Source organism: Myxococcus sp. AB036A, from assembly GCF_006547355.1.
GTDB lineage: Bacteria > Myxococcota > Myxococcia > Myxococcales > Myxococcaceae > Myxococcus > Myxococcus virescens.
The window spans coordinates 1-20,362 of record NZ_VHLC01000046.1 but is presented as its reverse complement, the minus strand read 5'-3'; the positions used below and the strand labels follow the sequence as shown (position 1 = coordinate 20,362).

At 67.0% G+C, this 20,362-nt stretch carries 16 protein-coding genes and 1 pseudogene; 15 read left to right on the top strand and 2 right to left on the bottom strand.

Annotated features, from left to right (window positions below):
• The first annotated feature begins 24 nt into the window (after positions 1 to 24).
• The 8 genes from FL344_RS19670 (at position 25) to FL344_RS19635 (ending at position 10,335) form a co-directional block, all read left to right on the top strand.
• Positions 25 to 1,719 (top strand): hypothetical protein, encoded by a 1,695-nt coding sequence (locus FL344_RS19670; protein ID WP_141619603.1) that lies wholly within the window; start codon positions 25 to 27, stop codon positions 1,717 to 1,719.
• A 264-nt stretch (positions 1,720 to 1,983) separates the two neighbouring features.
• The gene (locus tag FL344_RS19665; protein ID WP_141619602.1) at positions 1,984 to 2,703 is read left to right on the top strand and encodes a hypothetical protein; all 720 of its coding nucleotides are present in this window, start codon (positions 1,984 to 1,986) and stop codon (positions 2,701 to 2,703) included.
• 75 nt (positions 2,704 to 2,778) lie between these two features.
• Positions 2,779 to 7,149 (top strand): pilus assembly protein PilY, encoded by a 4,371-nt coding sequence (locus FL344_RS19660; RefSeq protein WP_141619601.1) that lies wholly within the window; start codon positions 2,779 to 2,781, stop codon positions 7,147 to 7,149.
• Positions 7,146 to 7,682 (top strand): hypothetical protein, encoded by a 537-nt coding sequence (locus tag FL344_RS19655; protein WP_141619600.1) that lies wholly within the window; start codon positions 7,146 to 7,148, stop codon positions 7,680 to 7,682. Before FL344_RS19660 ends, FL344_RS19655 begins: the two co-directional genes overlap by 4 nt.
• A complete protein-coding gene (locus FL344_RS19650) occupies positions 7,679 to 8,884 on the top strand; it encodes a PilW family protein (protein WP_141619599.1) in 1,206 nt (401 codons plus the stop codon). Before FL344_RS19655 ends, FL344_RS19650 begins: the two co-directional genes overlap by 4 nt.
• Position 8,885: 1 nt before the next feature.
• Complete coding sequence (locus tag FL344_RS19645) at positions 8,886 to 9,530, top strand: Tfp pilus assembly protein FimT/FimU (protein ID WP_141619598.1); 645 nt, start codon at positions 8,886 to 8,888, stop codon at positions 9,528 to 9,530.
• Positions 9,531 to 9,636: 106 nt separating this feature from the next.
• Positions 9,637 to 9,966 (top strand): cytochrome c, encoded by a 330-nt coding sequence (locus FL344_RS19640; protein WP_141619597.1) that lies wholly within the window; start codon positions 9,637 to 9,639, stop codon positions 9,964 to 9,966.
• Positions 9,967 to 10,017: 51 nt separating this feature from the next.
• Entirely contained in the window at positions 10,018 to 10,335 is a 318-nt protein-coding gene (locus FL344_RS19635) for a hypothetical protein (RefSeq protein WP_090485148.1), read from the top strand.
• A 9-nt stretch (positions 10,336 to 10,344) separates the two neighbouring features.
• Here FL344_RS19635 and FL344_RS19630 read toward each other — a convergent pair whose 3' ends face one another.
• Together FL344_RS19630 and FL344_RS39200 are read right to left on the bottom strand one after the other, a co-directional pair.
• Positions 10,345 to 10,887: an IS5 family transposase gene (locus FL344_RS19630; protein WP_228565200.1), complete on the bottom strand. Its 543-nt coding sequence runs from the start codon at positions 10,885 to 10,887 to the stop codon at positions 10,345 to 10,347.
• Positions 10,888 to 10,963: 76 nt separating this feature from the next.
• Positions 10,964 to 11,149 (bottom strand): annotated as a pseudogene (locus FL344_RS39200) (transposase); the annotation flags it as partial.
• A 76-nt stretch (positions 11,150 to 11,225) separates the two neighbouring features.
• On the opposite strand from FL344_RS39200, the gene FL344_RS19625 reads away from it, so the two are divergent.
• The 7 genes from FL344_RS19625 (at position 11,226) to FL344_RS19595 (ending at position 20,153) form a co-directional block, all read left to right on the top strand.
• A complete protein-coding gene (locus tag FL344_RS19625; RefSeq protein WP_141619596.1) occupies positions 11,226 to 11,945 on the top strand; it encodes a hypothetical protein in 720 nt (239 codons plus the stop codon).
• Between the two features lie 188 nt (positions 11,946 to 12,133).
• A complete protein-coding gene (locus FL344_RS19620; RefSeq protein ID WP_228565198.1) occupies positions 12,134 to 14,704 on the top strand; it encodes an ATP-binding protein in 2,571 nt (856 codons plus the stop codon).
• A gap of 3 nt (positions 14,705 to 14,707) precedes the next feature.
• Positions 14,708 to 16,876, top strand: a complete 2,169-nt coding sequence (locus FL344_RS19615; RefSeq protein WP_141619594.1) for a Z1 domain-containing protein — start codon at positions 14,708 to 14,710, stop codon at positions 16,874 to 16,876.
• A 191-nt stretch (positions 16,877 to 17,067) separates the two neighbouring features.
• On the top strand, positions 17,068 to 17,877 hold the full coding sequence (locus tag FL344_RS19610; RefSeq protein WP_228565197.1) for a PD-(D/E)XK motif protein: 810 nt from the start codon (positions 17,068 to 17,070) through the stop codon (positions 17,875 to 17,877).
• Positions 17,874 to 19,139 carry a DNA cytosine methyltransferase gene (locus tag FL344_RS19605; protein WP_141619592.1) on the top strand — a complete coding sequence of 422 codons (1,266 nt, stop codon included), beginning with the start codon at positions 17,874 to 17,876 and terminating at the stop codon, positions 19,137 to 19,139. Before FL344_RS19610 ends, FL344_RS19605 begins: the two co-directional genes overlap by 4 nt.
• On the top strand, positions 19,140 to 19,535 hold the full coding sequence (locus FL344_RS19600; protein ID WP_228565196.1) for a hypothetical protein: 396 nt from the start codon (positions 19,140 to 19,142) through the stop codon (positions 19,533 to 19,535).
• 45 nt (positions 19,536 to 19,580) lie between these two features.
• Positions 19,581 to 20,153, top strand: a complete 573-nt coding sequence (locus FL344_RS19595) for a hypothetical protein (RefSeq protein WP_141619591.1) — start codon at positions 19,581 to 19,583, stop codon at positions 20,151 to 20,153.
• Positions 20,154 to 20,362: the final 209 nt, after the last annotated feature.

Below are 20,362 nucleotides of genomic sequence, written 5' to 3'. Positions count from 1 at the left end.
GCCCGAGAGCAGGGCCCCGCTGCCATGAACTCCACGCCCTTGCCCGCCGACGCGCCCCCGGAGCCCACCACGGCCCCCACTCCCGAGCGCCAGCCCCTGCCGTCCCGAGGCGCGCCGCGCGCCGTGTGGGCCGCCCTGGCGGCGCTGTACGTGTTGCTGTTCCCGTACCACCCGGGCCTGCGCTCGCCCAACGAGCTGTGCCGGCTGTGGCAGACGCGCGCGCTGGTGGAGTACGGCACCCTGCACATCAACCAGGCGCTGCACGACTACGGCAAGGTCGGAGACCTGTCCGTGAAGGACGGGAAGTACTACCCCAGCAAGGCGCCGCTGCTGTCGTTCGCCGCCGTGCCCCTCTACGCCGCGCTGCGCGCGGTGGGCGGCGGCCACCGGCATGCCGTGCCAGAAGTCCCCCTGGTCTTCTTCTCGCGCCTGTTGCTCACCGTGCTGCCCACGCTGGGCCTGCTGTGGCTGGTGCGCCGCTACCTGCGCGCGTCCCTGGAGCCGCTCGTCGCGGACGCGCTCACGGTGACGTATGGGCTGGGCTCGCTGGCCTTCAGCTACTCGCTGCTCTTCATGAGCCACCAGACGACGGCGGTGCTGCTCTTCGCCAGCTTCTACGCGCTGTGGCGCTGCGCGCGTGGCGAATGGCGCGAGCGGGGCTATGTCCTGGCGGGCGCCTTCGCGGGCGCCACCGTGGCCGCCGAGTACACTGGCGCGCTGGGCGTGCTCGGCCTGGTGCTGTACGCGGTGCTCACCATCGCCTTCCAGGACGCGCCCGCGCGTGTTCGCTGGGCGCGCCTGGGCCGGGCCGCGGGGCTGGCCACGCTGGGCGCCCTGCCCTTCCTGGTGGCGCTGATGGCCTACCACCAGGTGACGTTCGGCCACCCGCTGACGAGCGGCTACAAGTACCTCAACGACGCGGGCTACCAGCCCTGGCACCTGGGCGGCTTCCTGGGCATCCGCACGCCGGACCCGCGTGCCTTCGCCCTGTCCTTCTTCTCCCCGCTGCGGGGCCTGTTCACCCTGGCGCCCTTCCTCCTGCTGGCGCTGCCGGGGCTGCTGCTCGTGTGGCGCCGCCGGAGCCAGTCGCCGGAAGCCCGTGCGCTGGCGTGGCTGAGCCTGGCCCTGCTCCTGGGCTACACGTACTTCACCTCGTCGTTCTCCTACGACTCGTGGGGCTGGACGACAGGGCCGCGTCACCTCACCGGCCTGGTGCCCTTCCTCCTGCTGCCGGCCGGCCTCTTCCTGGAGCGCCTGCGCGCGGCCGGCCAGGGCACGTGGGCCCTGGGCGTGGCCGCGCTCCTGTGCGCGGTGTCCATCGTCGCCACCGGAGTGGCCACCTTCATCAACTACATCCCCGATGATGTCTCCAACGCCGTGGGCGCCCTGGCGCTGCCGCTGCTGCGCGCGGGCTACTTCCCGCCTGGCGTGCTGACCTTCCTGGGGCTGCCGGCGGGACTGACGGGTGGGGTGCTGGCGGGGCTGCTGCTGGGCACCGCCGCCTGGGTCTTCGTCAGCCTGGCGCGGAAGCCCGGCCAGACGTGGCCCGCGGTGCCCGCGCTGGGAGCATCCCTGGCGGTGCTGCTGCTGCTGGGCACGGCGCATGTCTTCACCAGCCGGCATGACACCGCGGACCGCAACGCCGTGCGTTTCCTCAAGTCCGTCTGGTTGAACGCGCCGGAACGCGACGTGACGTTCTGGCCTCGAGGGCGCGGCTGAAACTCGACGCTCCGTGAGACTGTCACGGAGCCACCACCCGTCTCGCCCCCTGGGATGAGCCTCACGGTCCGTCCCACTTTGTCGCTGACTCGCAAGTTTTGCGAGGTCCGCAATTCGTGTCGTGTGATTCCGTGTCAGGCTTTACCCAGGCCTCTGGCCAAGCGGCTGGATGCATTGGCATGGCTGCATCGCGAGAGCGGGCCTGAGGATTGCTGAGACAGACACCTGCGCTTCCCTGCTGCCCTTCAGGGCAAGGAGTCCCCGGTGCGCTGTCATCCGACCCGCAAGCCCGCACACGCCTCTGGCGCGAGGAGAGGGTTCACCCTGCTGCTGGCGCTGGGCCTCATCGCGCTGGTCACCGCGGGCGTGCTCGTGTCCCTCCGCGCGGTAACCACGGAGAGCACGCTCCAATCCCATGAGCGCCGCTCGCGTGAAGCCCTCTTCGCCGCCGAGGCGGGCATGGCTGAAGGGCGCGCCGTCGTCCTGGCGATGATGAACAACCCCGTCGCGGGAGGCGTTGGCAGCTACAGCCAGGACGTCCTGCAGCGCCTGCAGGTCGTGGCCGAGCAGGGCCTGCCCGACGTCGCCGCGGGCGGCGTGCCCTGGCGAGAGCTCATTCCCCAGACGCCGTACACGCTGGCGCGTGGCACGGCCATCGACGACACCGTGCCGGGCGCCTCCGTCGAAATCAACGACGTGGAGGGCGAGCCCATCCGCGCCTACCCGGAGGCTCGCAGCGTCTCCTTCCGCGTCTTCGTCGTGGAGGACGACGACGACGCCGACCGCAACGCCGACGCCAACGGCCGCATCTGGCTGGTGTCGGTGGGCGAGGTCCAACCCCCAGGCCCGGGCCTCCCCTACCGCACCATCGTCCGCTCACTCCTGGAGCACAGCAGCACCCCGGGAGGGCTCGCGTGCGGCTACGGCATGAAGATGGGCTGCCGGGGCAACGGCACCTCCAGCAGCGGCCTTCCGACATTCTGATTCCCAAGCCTTCGACCGCAATCCGTTGCACCTGAATCGGGCGGCCCTGAAGCACCGGCCGCCAGGGGGGACATCATGCGCTGGACTCGAACCTGGATGGCCGCGGTGGCCGTGGCCGCCGCGGGAGCCGTGCTCGCCCAAAGTCCCGGCGGCGACACGGGCAGTGGCGGCACGGATGGCGGCGCCAACAGCCTCGCGCTGTGCATCGACACCACGGACCAGGACAAGCAACCCGACTTCAGCAGGGACGCGGGCATCCCCAGCGCCATCATCGTCACGGATGACAACCCGCCCAAGCTGCGGCTCAACACCAACCTCAACGTCCTGGACCCGGAGAAAATCATCCTGCCCTTCGAGCAGGAGCTCACCGCGCTCATCGTCGATGACCGCGCGGGCAGCGGCGCCTCCAGCACGCTGGGCTGGTTCTATTACGACGAGCTCATCGACGCCGAATACATCGACGACAACGGCACGCGAGAGGACTCCGATGACGACCGGCTGCTGGACAAGAACAACAACGGCGTGCCCGACTTCCACGAGGACCTCTACAACCTCAACCCCACGCGCTACATCGGCGTGGCGCCCCGCTGTCCCAACCGGACGTTCATCCACCGGCGCTGGGGCGACGCGGGGACGGTGACGCTGCGCGAGCCCGAACTGTTGATGGGTCCGTGTAACGCCGGCAGTCGCTACACCGCCGATACGGGACCTCGAAGGTGGCAGGGGCGCGCTGACTACCCCACCCGGCCCTCGACCGGCGGCGTGGTGGGCCGCCCGGTGCGTGATTTCGCGAACGACCTGCTCGCGTATGACCCCTACCACGGACGCGACAACCTGAGGCAGAGCGCTGTCACCTCCGGCATCATCGACACCTACTTCAGCGACCAGGGCCTGTTCCCGCACATCCCGAACCTGCTGGAGCCCCGGCATGCACTCAACGGGAACAGAGGCATTGGCAACCTCGTCTTCCTTTCCACGGACGACGACGAGACGTCGTGCCACGAATCGGAATCGGCGGAGTGCTTCGCGCCACGTCAGGGCTGGACGCTCGACGGCAACGGCCAGGTCATGCGCACCGGCACGGCCTGGGACAAATCCGATGAGGCGGACGGCATCCCTGACTACAAGGCCAGCGCGTTCGACAGCGCGGGCCGCCTCATCACCGGCAAGAGCACAACGGCCGCCATCACCAAGGCCGAGGACCAGGTCGTCCCCATGGGACGCCTCGCGGGCCGGCGTGAAATCGTCTTCTTCCTCGTCACCTACGTGGAGCAGGTGTACGGCCCGGCCACGGATTCGTGCTTCATCACCCGTCCGACGACGGATGGGCGCGAGGTGCAGTGTGACCTGTGGATGCACGGCGACATCAACGTCTTCTTCACCAAGACGCCGCTCAACATGGACCTGCACCAGGGCAGTGACCCGCTCGTGGTGAGGCAGAAGAACCTCCGCACCAACTGGCTGAATCCCATGGTGTACCCACGGCTGGAGAACGACCCGGCCTATGGCGGCGTCGTCTTCCCGTTCGACCAGACGCAGGATGTCCCCTCCGTGAACCGCCGCGCGGCGCACACGATTGTGGGCGCGCCGCGTGACAACCCCCTGGTCTGGATTCTGGGCTGGGAAGACCAGAACGCGGGCGGTGACCGCACGTACAGCGACATCGTCATCCTCATCAACAAACAGAACAACGGCTCCTACCGCTCCGACGTGGTGTCGGACATCTCTCCGGACATCTCCCTGGACTTCACCATCACCGAGGTGACGTTCACCGTGGAGGACCAGCCCTACTACGCGGCGGATGGCGGCGGCGTCGCGCCCTGCTCGCTCTCCGTCAAGCTGCCGGACGGCGGCACGGGCCAGCGCAGGCCGGACATCAGCTATGACGTGGCGCTGGACTGCAAGGTCTGCCAGGAGCCCTGCAACACCTCCAATCCCACGTACATCCTCAACGACAATCCGAACTGGCTCCGGGTCCCCATCCCGGACAGCGACGGCGGCGTGCGCAATGAGACAGCCGTCCTGCAGGACTTCCTGGAGCAGGGCCGCGTGGGAACACAGTTGTGCTGGCGCGCGGTGATGGAGAGCCCGGGTGAGTCCTGCCAGCCCACCATCCACAACATCAACGTCTCCTACAAAGCGCAGCGCAGCGGTGAATACGGCCGCGCGTCGCTCATCCCCATGGCCAACGCCGTCATCCACGGCGTCTATGAAACGCCCGGGCGCGCCTGGGTCGCCGACGGAGGTGTGGACCAGGTCTCCATCCGCACCTACGACAACCGTCCGGACACCATCGACCGGGGCCACATCTACCTGAAGAAGCTCTACGAGCCCGCCACGCTGGTGCCCTATGAGCCCACCCAGGAGGTCTGGGACTCCGGCAAGTGGATGCGCGACCTGATGCGCACGCTGGAGACCCGCCCCGGCGAGCCGCTCGACACGCGCAGGCTCGTCACGCTCAATCCGGCGAACCAGCAGGCCATCGACGTGAAGGACCTGATGGCGCGCACCAACACCACCAGCCCCCTCTTCCCAGACACCTACTGCACCCGCCGCAACGGCAGCGTGTACCTGTATGACCTGGACGGCCGCAACGGCTGCACCGCGGATGACCGCGTGGCGCTGCGCGACTGGCTCTACGGCTGGGAGGACCGCCAGTCCTCGGTCATCCGCAACCGGATGCGAACCTGGCCGCTGGGCGGCATCAACCTGTCCACCGCGGCCGTCATCGGGCCGCCCAACGTGCCCGCGTGGCTGCTCGAAGGCCGCAACCTGGACGCGGAGCGCCGGAAGTTCACGGAGAACTTCAGCGCGGCCAACACGGGCCGCCCCACGGTGACGTACGTGGGCACCACGCAGGGGTACCTCCACGCGCTGGGCACGGGCTACTTCCGCACGGGGGATGACCCCTGCACGCCAGGCCGCGTGGAGTACCAGGGCTACTTCGGCCGCGCCGGCAACTGCGCCAGTGGCCATGACTACGGCGCGGGCAACGAGCTGTTCGCCTACCTGCCCTTCAAGATGCTGCCCTACTACGTGGAGAACTACCGCCGCGCCAACGACGCGTACTCCACCGAGCGCGCCACGATGGACGCCACGCCCTCCGTGGCGGACGTGGACCTGCGGAGCGATGACTACCGCCCGGACACCGGCCACGACCCTCGGGAGACCGACGAGGCCTGGCGTCCCCGCCCTGCCCGGAACGAGGGCGCGAAGACGGTGCTGGCCAGCGCCACGGGCCCCAAGCAGAGCGTCTTCTTCGCGCTCGACGTCACCAACCCCACGGACTCGAGCTACCCCACGCCCCTGTGGGAGTTCGACATGAAGCGGGACCGCTTCACGTCAGCGGGCATTCCGTGCACGGGCAGCGGCAACGGCTGCAACCCGCTGCCGGCGCTCTTCACCGGCGCCACGCCCAAGCCCGACACACGCGGTTCGCGCCATGCGCCCTCGCTGGTGCGCATGGACTTCGGCCAGGCGGGTGGCAAGAAGTGGGTGTCCATGTTCGGCACGGACTACTCGCCTGAGTCCGGCACGGTGGGCACCGTCTACCTGATGGACCTCAAGACGGGCCTGCCCGCGCAGGTGACGGGCAACAGCGCGAAGGCGCGGCTGGCGGGCGTCGTCACGCTGGGCACCACCGCGGACGCGAATGAAGGCATCGGCGGAGAGCCCATCCCGCTGGACGTGAATGGCGACGGCAACGTCGACGTCATCTACGTCCCGTCCACCTCGGGGAAGATCTACCGCATCAACCCCACCTACTCGAACACCGGGTCGAACACGCCGCTGGGCAAGGTGCTGGCCTCCTGTGTCGTCGCGGACGCGCAGGCCGTGCCCGGCATCCGCAACCCCACCAGCCAACGCATCTACTCCACCATCTCCGCGTCGGTGGTGCCTGACAGCGGCTCCCGCCGGGTGCGGCTGTACTTCGGCACCGCCAACAATCCGGACATCGCCAACGAGCCGGACGACACCGCCGACCCACGGCCCCGCTATCACCTGATGGCCTTCGAGGACCGCGACCCGGTGCCCGCCACGCGTCCAGGCGCCAACTGCCCCGCGCACCTCGAATGGACACGCGAGCTGGGCGCGGGCCAGGTCGTCTGGGGCGGCGTCTCCACCACCCAGGATGGCGTCTTCACCACCAGCGCCGTGGGCCGCGCCGCCAGCGCGTGCGACCTGGACAGCACCACCAGCGGCAGGGTCTACGCCTACAGCACCTCGGGCAATGCGCTCGCGGGCAACGACACCCCCATCGACGGCCACGGCACGCACGCGCCCGTGCTCTATGACAATCACCTGCTCATCGTGAAGAACGGACAGGTGCGCGCACTGGGAAGCGGGACGTACAACAACCCCACCTCGGAGTCGCCGCGAAGCAGCTCCCGGGTCCTCATCTGGGACGTGCAGTCCGGCTCACGCGTCCAGGAGGTGGTGCCATGAACCGGCGCAGGCTCCACGCCCATCCGCGCGGCCTCAGCATCCTGGAGACCATCGCCACCGCCGCAGTGCTCATGCTCGGCATCCTGGGCATCATGCTCACGCTGGGCACCGCGTCCCGTCACAACCGCCGCAACAACAACCTGAGCCAGGCGAGCCTCATCGCCGAGCAGGAGCTGGAGCGTGTGGTCAACCTCCGCTGCGTGGGCGAGCCGCTGAACGACCCCTGCGTCAACATCAAGCAGCTCGACAACACGAGGCGTGACGTGTGGTGGTCCGCCAATGGCCGCATGACGGAGACGCCGCCCCTTCCGGCCGCGACGCCGCAAATGGCCTACACGCTGACGCTGGACGTGGACCCACCCTTCGAGGGCGCCGAGACAGGCGAGCCCGCGCTGAACCGCGCCATCCCGCTTCCCCACGCCAGCAACCTGGCCCTGCACCAGGTCGTCAACGTCCGCGTCACCGTGAGCTGGATGGAAGAGCCCGGTGCGCCCCGCCGCGCGGTGGCCCTGCAGACCCGGATGGCGCCATGAAGCGACTTCGTTCGACGACGCCGCACGGCTTCACGCTCATCGAGCTGATGGTGGCCGCATCGATGTCCATGGTGGTGCTCGCCACCGCCATTGGCGTGAGCGTCCACCTCCAGCGCCGGGGCCTGCTGGAAGAGCGCATCATGGAGACACAGAACAAGGGCCGGGCCGCGCGTGACTTGATGGCGTTCGGCGTGCAACGGGCGGGCGCGGGCATCGGCAGCGTCTCCCTCACCGGCGGCCGGACTCCCGCCGGCGAAGCAGACCTGTTCTACGCCGTGTGGGCCCGGCCCCAGGCCACCTTCCCGAATGACGCCACCTTCGTCCCACCCGCCAACGCCGCGCTGCTGTCGGATGCCCTGGAGGTCTGGGAGACGGACCCGGCGCGCATGGTGCTGCTGGAGCAGTGTCCCTTGCCGGCGACTGCGGCCTGGTTCGAGGACACGCTGTGCATCGGAGGCCTGCCCCCCGCCTACCTGGACAATGCGTTCATCGCCGTGGTGTTCCCGGGCACGAAAGACGAGCGGGGCTGGGCCTGCGTGGGGCAGGTGACGAACCTCGTGGCGGAAGGCGTGGAGTGGACGCCCGCCATCCCAGGCCGGCCCGCGCCCGCCGACGGCAACTGTCATCCCGATGCCGTGGCGCTTCCCGAGTCGCCCTGGCTTGGCACACGGGAGCCGCGCGAAGGGGGCATGTACCTGCTCCCGCTCACCAGCCGCAGCTACCGGGTGAACTGGCCCGGCGGCACGCCCGTGCTGGAGATGGACGCGGATGGGCCCATGGGGCCCGCGGGCTACACCGCGGTGTCCCAGGACATCGAGCAGTTGCAGGTCCGGCTGGGCGTGATTGCACCCAACGTGCTCCCTGGCGCCCCCGTGCGCTTCTTCCCGGACGCGGAGGCCGGGCGCCCCTCGCTGGCCACCTGCACCCAGGCCGCCTGCGCCGCGCACATCTCCTGGGCCTGGGACCCGGGCGTGCCCGTTCCACCGGACCGCGGCCCGGGCAGCGCGGGTGACGAGCTGATGCGCCACATGCGCGTGGTGGAGGTGTCCATCACCGCGCGCTCGCAGCGCGCCGAGCTGACGGGGAACGAAGCGCCCGGAGCGCGAGACGACGACGGCAACCTCCGGGATGGCTACAAGCGCCGGCACAGCGTCATCCGCCTGGCGCCTCGCAACTTCGCGTTCGTGGGAACGGGGGGCTGACATGCGGCCACGGAACCGAGGCATGACGCTGCTGGAGGTGATGGTCGTGGTGGCCCTGGTTGGCCTCTTCGCCACCCTCTCCGTGTCCAGCTTCCAGGGCATGACGGAGCGCCAGCGACTCAGCGCCGCGCAGCGCGAGTTGGTGCTGATGATGCAGGAGGCCCGTCAGAAAGCACGCGCGACCCACCAGCCCGTGCGGCTGGGCACGCGCGTCATGGATGAGCAGGGCGTCCAGGTGACGCGCATGCGCTGGGAGGCACTGGCATGCAGTGATGCCTGGGGCTCGGTGTGTCCCATGCCCGCTTGCCAGGAGAACGCCTGCGGCGTGGGCGGCTGCGAATGCGCGGAGCTGGGGCCGGAGCTGGTCATCCCGCCGAAGCTCGACGTGAACCTGCTGGTGGGCCTGTGCTGGCTGGGCAACCCCGGCGCCGGCGCGCCCGTCGTGGCTCCGCCGGCGCCCGGCGGAAGGGTGTGCGAACAGAACGCCCCGCTGCCCCCGACGGAGCGGCTCGTCCTCCTGCGCAACAGGGGGACGCTCGAAGCGCCGGACTGGAAACCGGAGCTGGTATTCCAGGCGGATGGCCTGACGGCGGCCGTACGCCCCATGGATTGTGACAAGCACGCCTCCACGGCAGGCTGCCAGTAGGCGGCGTCCGCACCGCCGCCGTCGCGCGTGCGAACGGGCCTCTTCGGCGTATGCTCGGGGACCCGGGCCCAGGGCCCGGCATGCCGTCCGCGAGGAGCCCCCGACGATGATGAAGCGGCTGGTCCTGGTCCTGAGCCTGGGTGGAGCCACCGGCGCCCACGCGGACGCTGTTGCTGACGTGTGGAAGGCGAAGTGCACCGTGTGTCACGGCAGTGACGGCAAGGCGCAGACGAAGATGGGCCAGAAGGAGTCCATCGGCGACATGAGCCGGCCCGCCTGGCAGCAGTCCCGGACGGACGCCGACATCCGCAAGGTGATTGCCGACGGCGATCCACGGAACAGCAAGATGAAGCCCTTCAAGGACAAGCTCACCCCAGCGCAGATTGACGCACTGGTGGGATACATCCGCACCATGAAGGCGCCGACGGCCCCTTGAATTTCCGTTCGAGGCCGCGCGTCATCCCCTCAAGAGAAACGGAGCCCCCCCATGAAGAACCTCACCGTTGCCGTCGTCTTCTGCCTCTCCATGGCCAGCCTGTTCACCTCCCTGCGCGCGGACGCGCTCTCGTCGGTGCACATCGAGAAGGGGCTGTCCCCGGCGCAGTCGCTGTCCCTCCGCCCGGATGACGGCAAGGGCGGCGGTGACGACAAGGGCGACAAGGGCGGCGGTGAGGAGGACGAGGAGGAGTACCGCAAGCGCCGCTACGCCGGCCTCTCCCAGCAGGCGGCCATGGAGCTGGTGGACCCGGGCGCGCTGACGGACGTCATCCGCCTGCAGGCCGCCGTGAAGTTCGGCCAGCGCTAAGAACTCCTTTCAATAATGCCCGGCAAGCCTCCGCAGCAGGATGAGGCTGCAGCCCGGGTGAAGGAGGGCGAGGTGGATGTCGTCCCGGCGCTCCTCGCGGATGCGCAGCCGCTTGAGGTTGTGGAGCCAGGCCAACGTGCGTTCCACGACCCACCGGTGTCGGCCGAGCCGCTGACTCGACTCGATACCTCTGCGCGCAATACACGGGATGATGCGGCGCTTGCGAAGACCGCGCCGGATGTTCGAGTAGTCGTACCCCTTGTCACCGTGTCCCTTCTTGGGCCTCTTGCGAGGCTGACCTCGGCGTCCGTTGTGGACCGGCCTGATGGCGTCCAGCAGCGGCAGCGCACACTTCTTGTCGTGGACGTTCGCTGCTGTCAGCAGCACCGCCAGCGGACTGCCCCTCTTGTCCGTCACGACATGGTGCTTGGTGCCCTTCTTCCCTCTGTCCGTGGGGTTCGGGCCGGCCTTGGGCCCCCTTTTTCGCCCGGACGCTGCCGGAGTGGAACGCCGCACGCCGCCAGTCGATGCGCACCAGGATGCCCAGCTCATCCAGCAGTCGCTGCTGGAGCCGCTCGAACACCCCGGCACGCGCCCACTCGTCCGGCCGACGCCAGCAGGTGGTGCCGCTCACGCCAAAAACCTCGGCCAGCAGGTCCTCCCAGGCGATGCCTGTCTTGAGCACGAACATGATGCCGCGCAGCGCCGCCCGGTCATCGCACCTGGGCCGCCCTCGCGTGGAGGCTCGGCGACGACGAGGTAGCAGTGGGGCGCTCCGCTTCCAGAGGGCATCAGGCACCAGTTCACGCCTCATGCCCCCGGAGGTACGCACGCCAGGAAGCGGATGCATCCTGGCGTACCTATGGGACTACTTTTGACAGGAACTCTTAGTGGTCCACTCCGCAGAGTGGTCGGCGCAGATGCAGCCCCACCTGCTCGGCGCGAGCGGCAAGCGCGCCCGCGCGAAGCTCGTCCAACGCTACGGCTTCGGCGTGCCCAGCGCCGAGCGTGCGCTGCGGTGCGCCAACGACGCGCTCACCCTCGTCGCGCAGAGCAGCATCCGCCCCTTCGTGGACGGCCAGATGCGCGAGCTGCACTTCTTCGAGTTGCCGTGGCCGCGCGACGTGCTCGCGGAACTCGGTGCTACGCCGGCGCGCCTGCGCATCACTCTCTCGTACTTCATCGAGCCGAACCCCGGCCGACCCGGCTGGAAGAAGCGGCACCGCTACCAGTCCCACGGCCTGCGTTTCGACGTGAAGGGCCCCACCGAGTCCTTCGCCGACTTCCACAAGCGCCTCAACAAGCAGGCGATCGAGGAGGACGAGGCCAAGCCCACCACCGGCGGCGACTCGTCGGAGTGGTGCCTCGGCGAGCACGCCCGCAACCGAGGCTCGCTCCACTCGGACATCCTCTCGTGCAATGCCGCCGACGTCGCCGTCATCGCGGTCTACCCGGTGAGCGGCTGGAGGAAGGACCAGTCCAAGCGCGAACGCAGCGAGCACGGCGTGCGCTACGCGCTGGTGCTCTCTGTCGAGACGCCCGGCGTCGACACCGACATCAGGACGCCGGTCGCCACCCAGGTCGGCCTACCGGTCGCCATTGAGCCGTAACCTCGCGTCTTTGCTCGCGCAGATGCTGCCGCACACCTGAACATGTGTTGAGTCTGATCGAGAAATCGTCTAAGGCAGAGCGTGGCTCCTCTGGTCGAGAGGAGCGTGTCGTATAAGGTTCCAACATGCCGCCCGGTCGCCCTGCACGTTTGTCTCGCCGCCTTCTCCGAGTTCTGCCTATCGACGACTTGCGGCGAATCGTCGATCACTATGGTCTCCCGCGCGCTCGGACGCACGAGCAGATGGTCGTAGCGGCGATGACGCGTGTGGGACCCGATCTCACGAACTTGGTCAGCCACACGGGGCCGTTGACGTTGGCAGACTGGAACCTGGTCGCGACGAACCTCGGAGGTCAGGCGCGGCGCTCTTTCGAAGACCTGCAAGCCGAGTTGGCGTTTCGTCTCGATCCCGTCGCACAGGAGTTCGATCTCGACCAGACGGTGTCCGAGGTGCGCGAGGATGCCCGCGCCGTTCGTCGTTTGGCGACCCTGCTCAGGACTGATCCGAACTCGCTCCGAGCGCAGTTGCAGGCGACGCACGGGCGCACCTTGCTCGGAAACTACGTGAGCCAGCTCCGCTCCGAGAGCGCGACGGCGCTGGATGAGGAGGATGATGACGAGGAGGTTGGTGTAGACGTGGCGGAGAAGTCGCCCGGTCGTGCCGAGCGCGCAGCACGCGACGACGCCTCGCCCGCGATGAGCCTCGGCGAACTGCTGCGACCGGCGCTGGCGGTCGTCGACGCCGGCTCGGGTTGGCCAACCAAGGGAACGCTCACCGTCGACAGTCAGACCTTCAACGTAGCCATCTATGCGCGCCGCATCGGCGGGAGTGCTCGGGGTCGCCACCTCGAACGCCGTTTCCAGAACCCGGCCCAGGGCACACCGATCATCGACGACCCGAACCGCCACGAGTTGCTGCTTGGCATCTGGCAGGAGCAGGGCCCCGGACGGGCCGTCATCGTCGCCTTCGATCCTTACCGCCGCATGGGTCGAACGACCCGGTTCTCAATGTTCATGCCTCTGTCGCTGCTCGAAGAGGCCGCCGACACCGGGTTCGCCACGCACGAGAATACGTCGGGCGAGACGTTGTATGCGTTCCGGCCGGAGAACATCGACCGCTATGTGCAGGCGATGCTCTCGGAAGGCATCTGGACGACGAGCAAGGCGAAGGCCACCGAACACCAAGCCACGCCAACCGCCGCCACACGGTCGGTCACCCATTCGAGTCAGCTCAACATCCGCCCACAGGTGGGGATGTACGCCGCGTTCGCGCGTCTCAACTACAAGCCTTGGTTCGCCCTTGCCGAGTTCATCGACAACTCGATCCAGAGCTTCCTCTCGAACCAACAGCGCCTCGCCGACGCTGGCCACGCAGGCCCGCTCGTGATCGACGTGAACATCGACGACAACGAGATCGCGATCACCGACCGCGCAGGTGGCATCGCCTGGGTGGACTTCCCGCGGGCCTTCTCACCGGCAACGCCACCTACCGATGCCACCGGCCTCAGCGAGTTCGGCCTCGGCATGAAGGCGGCAGCATGCTGGTTTGCGAAGAAGTGGACCGTTCGCACCTCCGCGCTCGGTGAGCCGGTTCAGCGCACCGTGACCTTCAACATCCCGGCGATCATGCGCTCTGGGGCTGAGGTGCTCCCGATCGAGACGACCACGGCGAGAGAGAGCGACCACTTCACCGTCGTCACGCTCACTGACCTTAGGGTGCGCCCAAAGGGCCGCACCCTGGCGAAGATCAAAGATCACCTGCAGAGCATCTACCGCGTCCTCATTAACGAGGGCATCGTCAAGCTCCGTGTCACGACTGCGGGCAGCGTCGAAGAACTCTCCTACGACCCACCGAAACTGCTCGACGCCCCATACTACAAGACTCGCAACGCGAGTTCGCGGCTCTGGCGCCAGACGTTCGACGTGGACTTCGGCGACCGTAAAGTCACGGGCTGGGCCGGCATCCTCGAGAAGGGTAGCCACGTCCACGCCGGCTTCAGCGTCTTCCGCCGACGTCGGCTCATCGAGGGCAGCGTTGGAGAAGCCTACAAGCCGTCCGCTCTTTTCGGCACGCCCAATAGCTTCGCGTCACAGCGTGTGATCGGCGAGATGTTCGTCGAGGGCTTCGACGTCTCGCACACGAAAGATGGTATCCAGTGGGGAGGCTACGAAGACGAACTCCTCGACAAGATTTGGCGACAGATCAACTCGCCTGACTGCCCGTTGCTCGACCAGGCCGACGGATACCGCGCGCGGAAGACGGCAGACCAACTTCCCAAGGACTTTGGGGCGAACGCGCTCGCAGATGCCTCCGAGGCCATCGCCGACGCCGGTACGAGCAAGGCCATCAGCGAAGTTGCCGCCGCGCCTCCCCCCGCCGAGGTCGATCAGGTGTCGCCGTCGCCCGAGCCCAAGGCGGTGCTTCAGCAGCGCGAACACATCCTCGTGCTGCCGTGGGAGGGCTCATCCATCAGGGTTGTGCTCCAACTCGTCCAGGATCAAGCGGCTGACTTCTTCGTCGCGGCCGTCGAGAAGAGCGCAACCAGTGAGGAGGTCCTCTCCGTTCGGCTCAACCTCGACCACCGATTCAGCATCGCGTTCATCAACGACAACGAGCAGGCCCTGCAGCCGATCCTGCGCATCTTGGCCGCCCTTGCGCTGTCGGAGCGCATGGCTCGCAAGAGCGGCATCAGCCATACCAGCATCGTGCGCAGCGGCGCGAACAAGATCCTCAACGCGCTCTCGGTGGAGCCTTCCTAGTTCATGACAACGACCTTCGACGAAGCCCGTGTGGTTGCCCCTGCCGGCAGTGAATGGTCGCCCGTGATCGGCGAGACCACGATCCGCCTCGGGCAGTATCTGGAGAGGATTGGCAAGCTCAAGACCCCTGAGGCAGTCACGCGGGTGCGCGACGACGCCCTGGCAATCGTGCGGAACTGCCGCCCGTTCACCAGCGCCACCGACGATACCCGAACGGGCCTCACCATCGGCTACGTCCAAAGTGGCAAGACGATGTCGATGACCACGGTCAGCGCCCTCGCGCGAGACAACGGCTGCCGTATCATCATCCTGTTGGCCGGCGTGACGACCAACCTCCTGCAGCAGAACGCTGATCGATTTCAGAAGGACCTCCGCGAAGCGTCGGGGCGGCCATCCGCGTGGCGCATCCTTAACTCGGCCAAGGGGTTCGGCGAGCATGCGGTCAGAGATCTCCAGCGTGCCGCCGAGGACTGGCGCGACGGATCGTTTCGGGAGGAGGACAAGAAGACCCTGCTCTACTTGGTCCTGAAGAACCACACCCACCTCGACGGCCTCGCCTCGCTCCTCAGCAAGGTCGACTTGCGCGGCATCCCGGCGCTGATTCTTGATGATGAAGCGGATCAGGCAGGCCTCAATACGAAGCCGAACGCCGTCGAGGCATCAACCACCTACAAGCGCATCGCACGGGTTCGCGCGGCACTCCCAAACCACACCTACCTCCAGTACACGGCGACGCCGCAGGCACCGCTGCTGATTGCGCTGGATGACATGCTCTCCCCCGCGTTCGCCGAGCTCGTGCGCCCTGGCGATGGCTACACCGGCGGGCAGACGTTCTTTGGCGTCGACGCCAACCCCGCGCTCGTTCACGCCATCCCAGCTCACGACTTGGACGTCAGCGCAACTGAAGAACCGCCCGAAACGCTGCTCAGCGCGATGCGCGTCTTCTTTGTCGGCGCCGCCGTGGGAGGCCTTCGGAACCAGCCTCGTCCGATCTCGATGCTGATCCACCCGAGCCAGCACCAGGACGACCACAAGCGCTACTTGGCGTGGGTGCAGGCGATCATCGGGAGGTGGACCACCGGCTTGCGGAGCCAGGACAGCGATGAGCGCACCGATACGCTCGCTGAGTTTCGCCCAGCCTACAATGACCTGCGCACGACGGATTCAACGCTGCCCACCTTCGACGAGCTGGTCGTGCAGCTCCGGCGCTGCGTGAGCGACGTCCACCTGAGCGAGGTCAACTCGAGCAACGGCAACGACCAGGTCGATTGGGACAATGCCGAGACCCACATTCTTGTCGGTGGCGAAAAGCTCAACCGCGGTTTCACCGTCGAGGGGCTGACGGTCACGTACATGCCGCGCAGCGCAGGTGACTGGAACGCCGATACCATCCAACAGCGCGCCCGCTTCTTTGGCTACAAGCAGGCGTACCTCTCACTCTGCAGACTCTACCTGCACCCCGATGTCATTCACGCCTATCGGTCGTATGTGCGCCATGAGGAGGATGTGCGAACCCAGCTCGCGCAGCATCGTGGCCGGCCGCTGCGGGAATGGCGACGAGCCTTCTTCCTCGACTCGCAGCTCAAGCCGACCCGCAAGAACGTCCTCGCCGACCCCTACTATCGGATCTCGGCCGACCATGAGTGGTTCTTGCAAGAGCAGCCTCACCTTGATCCAGAGGCCTCCGCTCGCAACGGCGTGATGCTTCGCGAATTCGAAGCGGGCCTTATCTTCGAGGCCGACGAGGCGTTCTTCAAACACCGGGTTGCGACAGCTCCGCTTGCTCCACTGTTCCGCGATGTGCTCCTCGCCTATCAGGTTCGCGGCGGCGACGTCGCGGACTGGTACGGGCAGCTCGTCACGCTGCGCGACATCTTGGACGACAACCCGGAAGCACAGGTCCTGGTCATGAAGATGGACGCAGGCCTTTCCCGTGCGCGAAGCGTGGATGCGAGAGCCGGTGCCCTTAAGCTCCACCAGGGCCGGTCGTCAGCCAAGGGCGAGGGGAAGTATCCCGGCGACGCGAAGATGCATGACACGACGTTCGTCACGCTCCAGATCCATTGGCTTCGGATTTCAAACGTTCCCGACCTCAAGAACCCGGTGCCGGCAATCGCCGTCCATATCCACACCAAGCTCCGCAAGGACGACGTCATCGCGCAGGGACAATGACGGACCTCTGGAGCACATATCGCGCACTACCACGCCCCTCGCCTGAGGCTACGTACACGATCGCGCATGGTGCCGGAGCGCTTCGCCTCGCGCGCAGTTCTGCCAATCAGCCGGCGCTCCTAATTGCGACCACTGGGAGCGGGCTAACCCCGCGACGGCTAGCCAACCTCACCTTCGCACCTCCGCTAGAGATGATTGTCGCCCGCGCCGATGGCGCTTCCGAACACGTGCGTTTCGCGGTACTCGTCTGCACCGCCGACGATGCCGAACTCGAGCGCTACTTCTGTCGGGTGGTCGGAGCATTCTTCGGCAACGTGGGCGACGGTTCCGTCACTGCGCCCTCTGCTGAGGAAGTGGAGCGGACGCTCGACGGAATCACCGCGCTGTTTAGTGTTCTGAACCGAGCGCCAAGGCAGTCGGTCCAAGGACTCTGGGCCGAACTCGCGATCATCGCGTGGGCCCGTGTACCAGAGGTTGCAATCTCGGCTTGGCACTCGGAACCAACCGAACTTCACGACTTCGCGCTCGGATCACATCGGCTCGAGATCAAGTCCACGCTGACCAAGCTGCGCGAGCACCACTTCCAGTTCGACCAACTGAGCACTGCGATCACGGGCGAGACCGTCATCGCCTCGCTCATGCTGCAGCAGACTCCGCACGGGGTGAGCGTGTTCGACCTCGTCGAACAGATTGGAACTCGAGTCGGTGACGGGGCTACCGCCCGGCTGGAGACCATCATCGCCGACTCTCTGGGGCGCGACTGGCCGGATGCCGACGCCGATGACGTGCGCTTCGACCTCGATGCCACGAGACAGACCCTAAGATTGTATCGCGCCGTAGACGTTCCGACCGTGCCGCAACCGCTACCTGCAGGGATCAAGCGGGTGCAGTTCGTCGCTGACCTCTCGAACGCACACGAGTTGCGTCTCGACCAGGCCCGCGCACTCGCTCCGCTGTACGCCGACCTTTTGCCAGAGCTATTCGTAGGAGTACCCGCATGACCAAGCCCAAAGTCATCAGCCTGTTCTCGGGTGCCGGGGGTCTGGACTACGGCTTCGAGGCCGCCGGATTCGAGACCGCAGTCGCGCTGGAGATGGACCACGCGTGCTGCGAGACGCTGCGTGAGAATCGTCCGTCGTGGACCGTCATGGAGACCGACATCCTGAAGGTCCGCGGCAAAGACGTGCTCAAGGCTGCCGGCCTGAAGATTGGCGAGGCGGATGTTCTGATCGGCGGGCCGCCGTGCCAACCCTTTTCGAAGGCGGGCTACTGGGCGCGAGGCGACGCTCTCCGGCTGAGCGACCCGCGGGCAGCAACACTCGCTGCCTACCTGCGCATGCTGGAGCAGACCAAGCCACGCGCGTTCCTGCTCGAGAACGTCGAAGGCCTCGCTTACCGGGGCAAAGATGAAGGACTGCGCCTGCTCCTCGACGAGATCGAGGCGATCAATGGCCGCATCGGCACCAAGTACCGACCGGTGTTCCATGTCGTCAACGCCGCGAGCTACGGCGTGCCGCAGCTTCGAAAACGCCTCATCATGGTTGGTGCGCGCGACGGCAAGGTATTCAACGTCCCTTCGCCAACCCATCGAGTCTCGGTCACCGAATCCGATCCTGCAGATGTGCATCTCGCGCCGCCGCACACCGCTTGGGATGCGCTTGGCGATCTCGTCCTTGCTCCCGAAGAAGACGTCGCCGCCACAGGGCACTGGGCCGACCTGTTGCCGTCGATTCCGGAGGGGTCGAACTACCTCTGGCACACTGACCGTGGCGGTGGCGTCCCCCTGTTCGGTTGGCGTCGCCGGTACTGGTCCTTCCTACTGAAGCTCGCGAAGAACCAGCCGTCGTGGACTGTTCAGGCACAGCCCGGCCCGGCCATCGGTCCGTTCCACTGGGACAACCGGCGCCTCTCGATGCGAGAACTCTGCCGGATTCAGACCTTCCCCGACGACGTCGTGGTACGCGGCAGCCGTCATGTGGTTCAGAAGCAGATCGGTAACGCCGTGCCCTCATTGCTAGCCGAGGTGTTTGCCCGGGCAATTGGCGCCCAACTTCTCGGCATGCGGTCTTCGGAGAAGCCGCTGCTGATGCCCCCGAGGCGAGAACCATCAGAAGCATCGCGACCTACGCGTCGGATTCCAGCGAAGTACAAGGTGCTGGTGGGCAATGACTCTGCTCACCCAGGACCCGGTCAAGGTCGTGGCGCCCTTGCAGCACGCGGCGCTCGTCAGGCTGATCGACTCCAAGACCTTCCAATGGTGTGAATGCCAGTGAGTAGCGCCACCAAGAGTTCGACGGCACGTTGCATCAGCATTGGCGAGCGCGTCGTCAGCGCCATGGACCTCACGCTGCGCGTGTTCGAGCTAACCTACTACAAGGCCCTCCTCACCGCCGTCGAGCGCAGCACCCGGCTACCACGCACCTCGGCGATGTCCGAGGCGATGCGTCTCTACCGCGAGAACATCGTGCTGAAGACGCAGAGCGACTTGCGCGAAGCCGAGCTGGATCGACGCACGCAGCCCGCGCCGCTCCCGATGGCGACGCGAGCCGCGCAGGTTTTCGCCTACTTCCTCACGCGCGGGAACGAGCCCTTCACGCGCCACTTCCTCTCAGCCTCGGTGCTGACCAGCAAGCGGTGGGCGACGCTCTTCCGCTCGTGAGGCCGACGCCGCTCTGTCGTCGGCAGGCCGAGAATCGACGAGAAGATGGTGGAACCGGTCGTCACGCTCAAGCGCGAGAACCCCGCGTGGGGACAGCGCCGCATCCGCGAGGAGCTTCGGCGCATGGGCATCACCATCTCCGAGCCCTCCGTCGGGCGAATCCTCCGTAAGAACGGCTTCTCGCCCAGACCGGGCCGCAAGCTCGACTTCGAACGCGTGACGTCGACAGTGAAGGACGCCCTCTGGGCGCTCGACTTCTTCGCCGTGAAGACGGCCAAGGGCATCTGGCTGCAGACGCTACTCATCATCGACGTCCACACACGCGAACTCATCGATCTGCGCATCTACGGTGGCTGGGACGTCGACTCGGTGTGGACCATCCGCACCTTCAACGAGGCCTGCGCTCGCGAGAAGCGCCGCCCGAAGAAGGTGGTCCACGTTCACGGCTCGTACTTCGCCGGGCAGTTCGCGCGGCAGATGCTCGTGCTCGAAATCGACGACGAGCTGACGCCCGTCCATCTGCCAATCATGAATTATTACGCCGAACGGGCCGTGGGCAGCATACGCCGAGAGATGCTGCGCCACGCGCGTGTCGCCGACGCGAAAAAGCTGCAGTAGTACCTCGACTAATGAGCTTCAGCTTGTCGAGTTAAGAGGTAGGCCGGCGTGAGCGAAGTAGGCGCGGAGGGTGGCAGGGCGATGCTGGAGCCGCCGAAACTCCCTGCGCGCCTGTCGACGCAATTCCTCAATGCTTCCAGGCAGAGTGTTGAGCAGGGCCTTCTTGACGCTCGCATTGCACTGCTCTTCGGGATTGAGGTCCGGGGTGT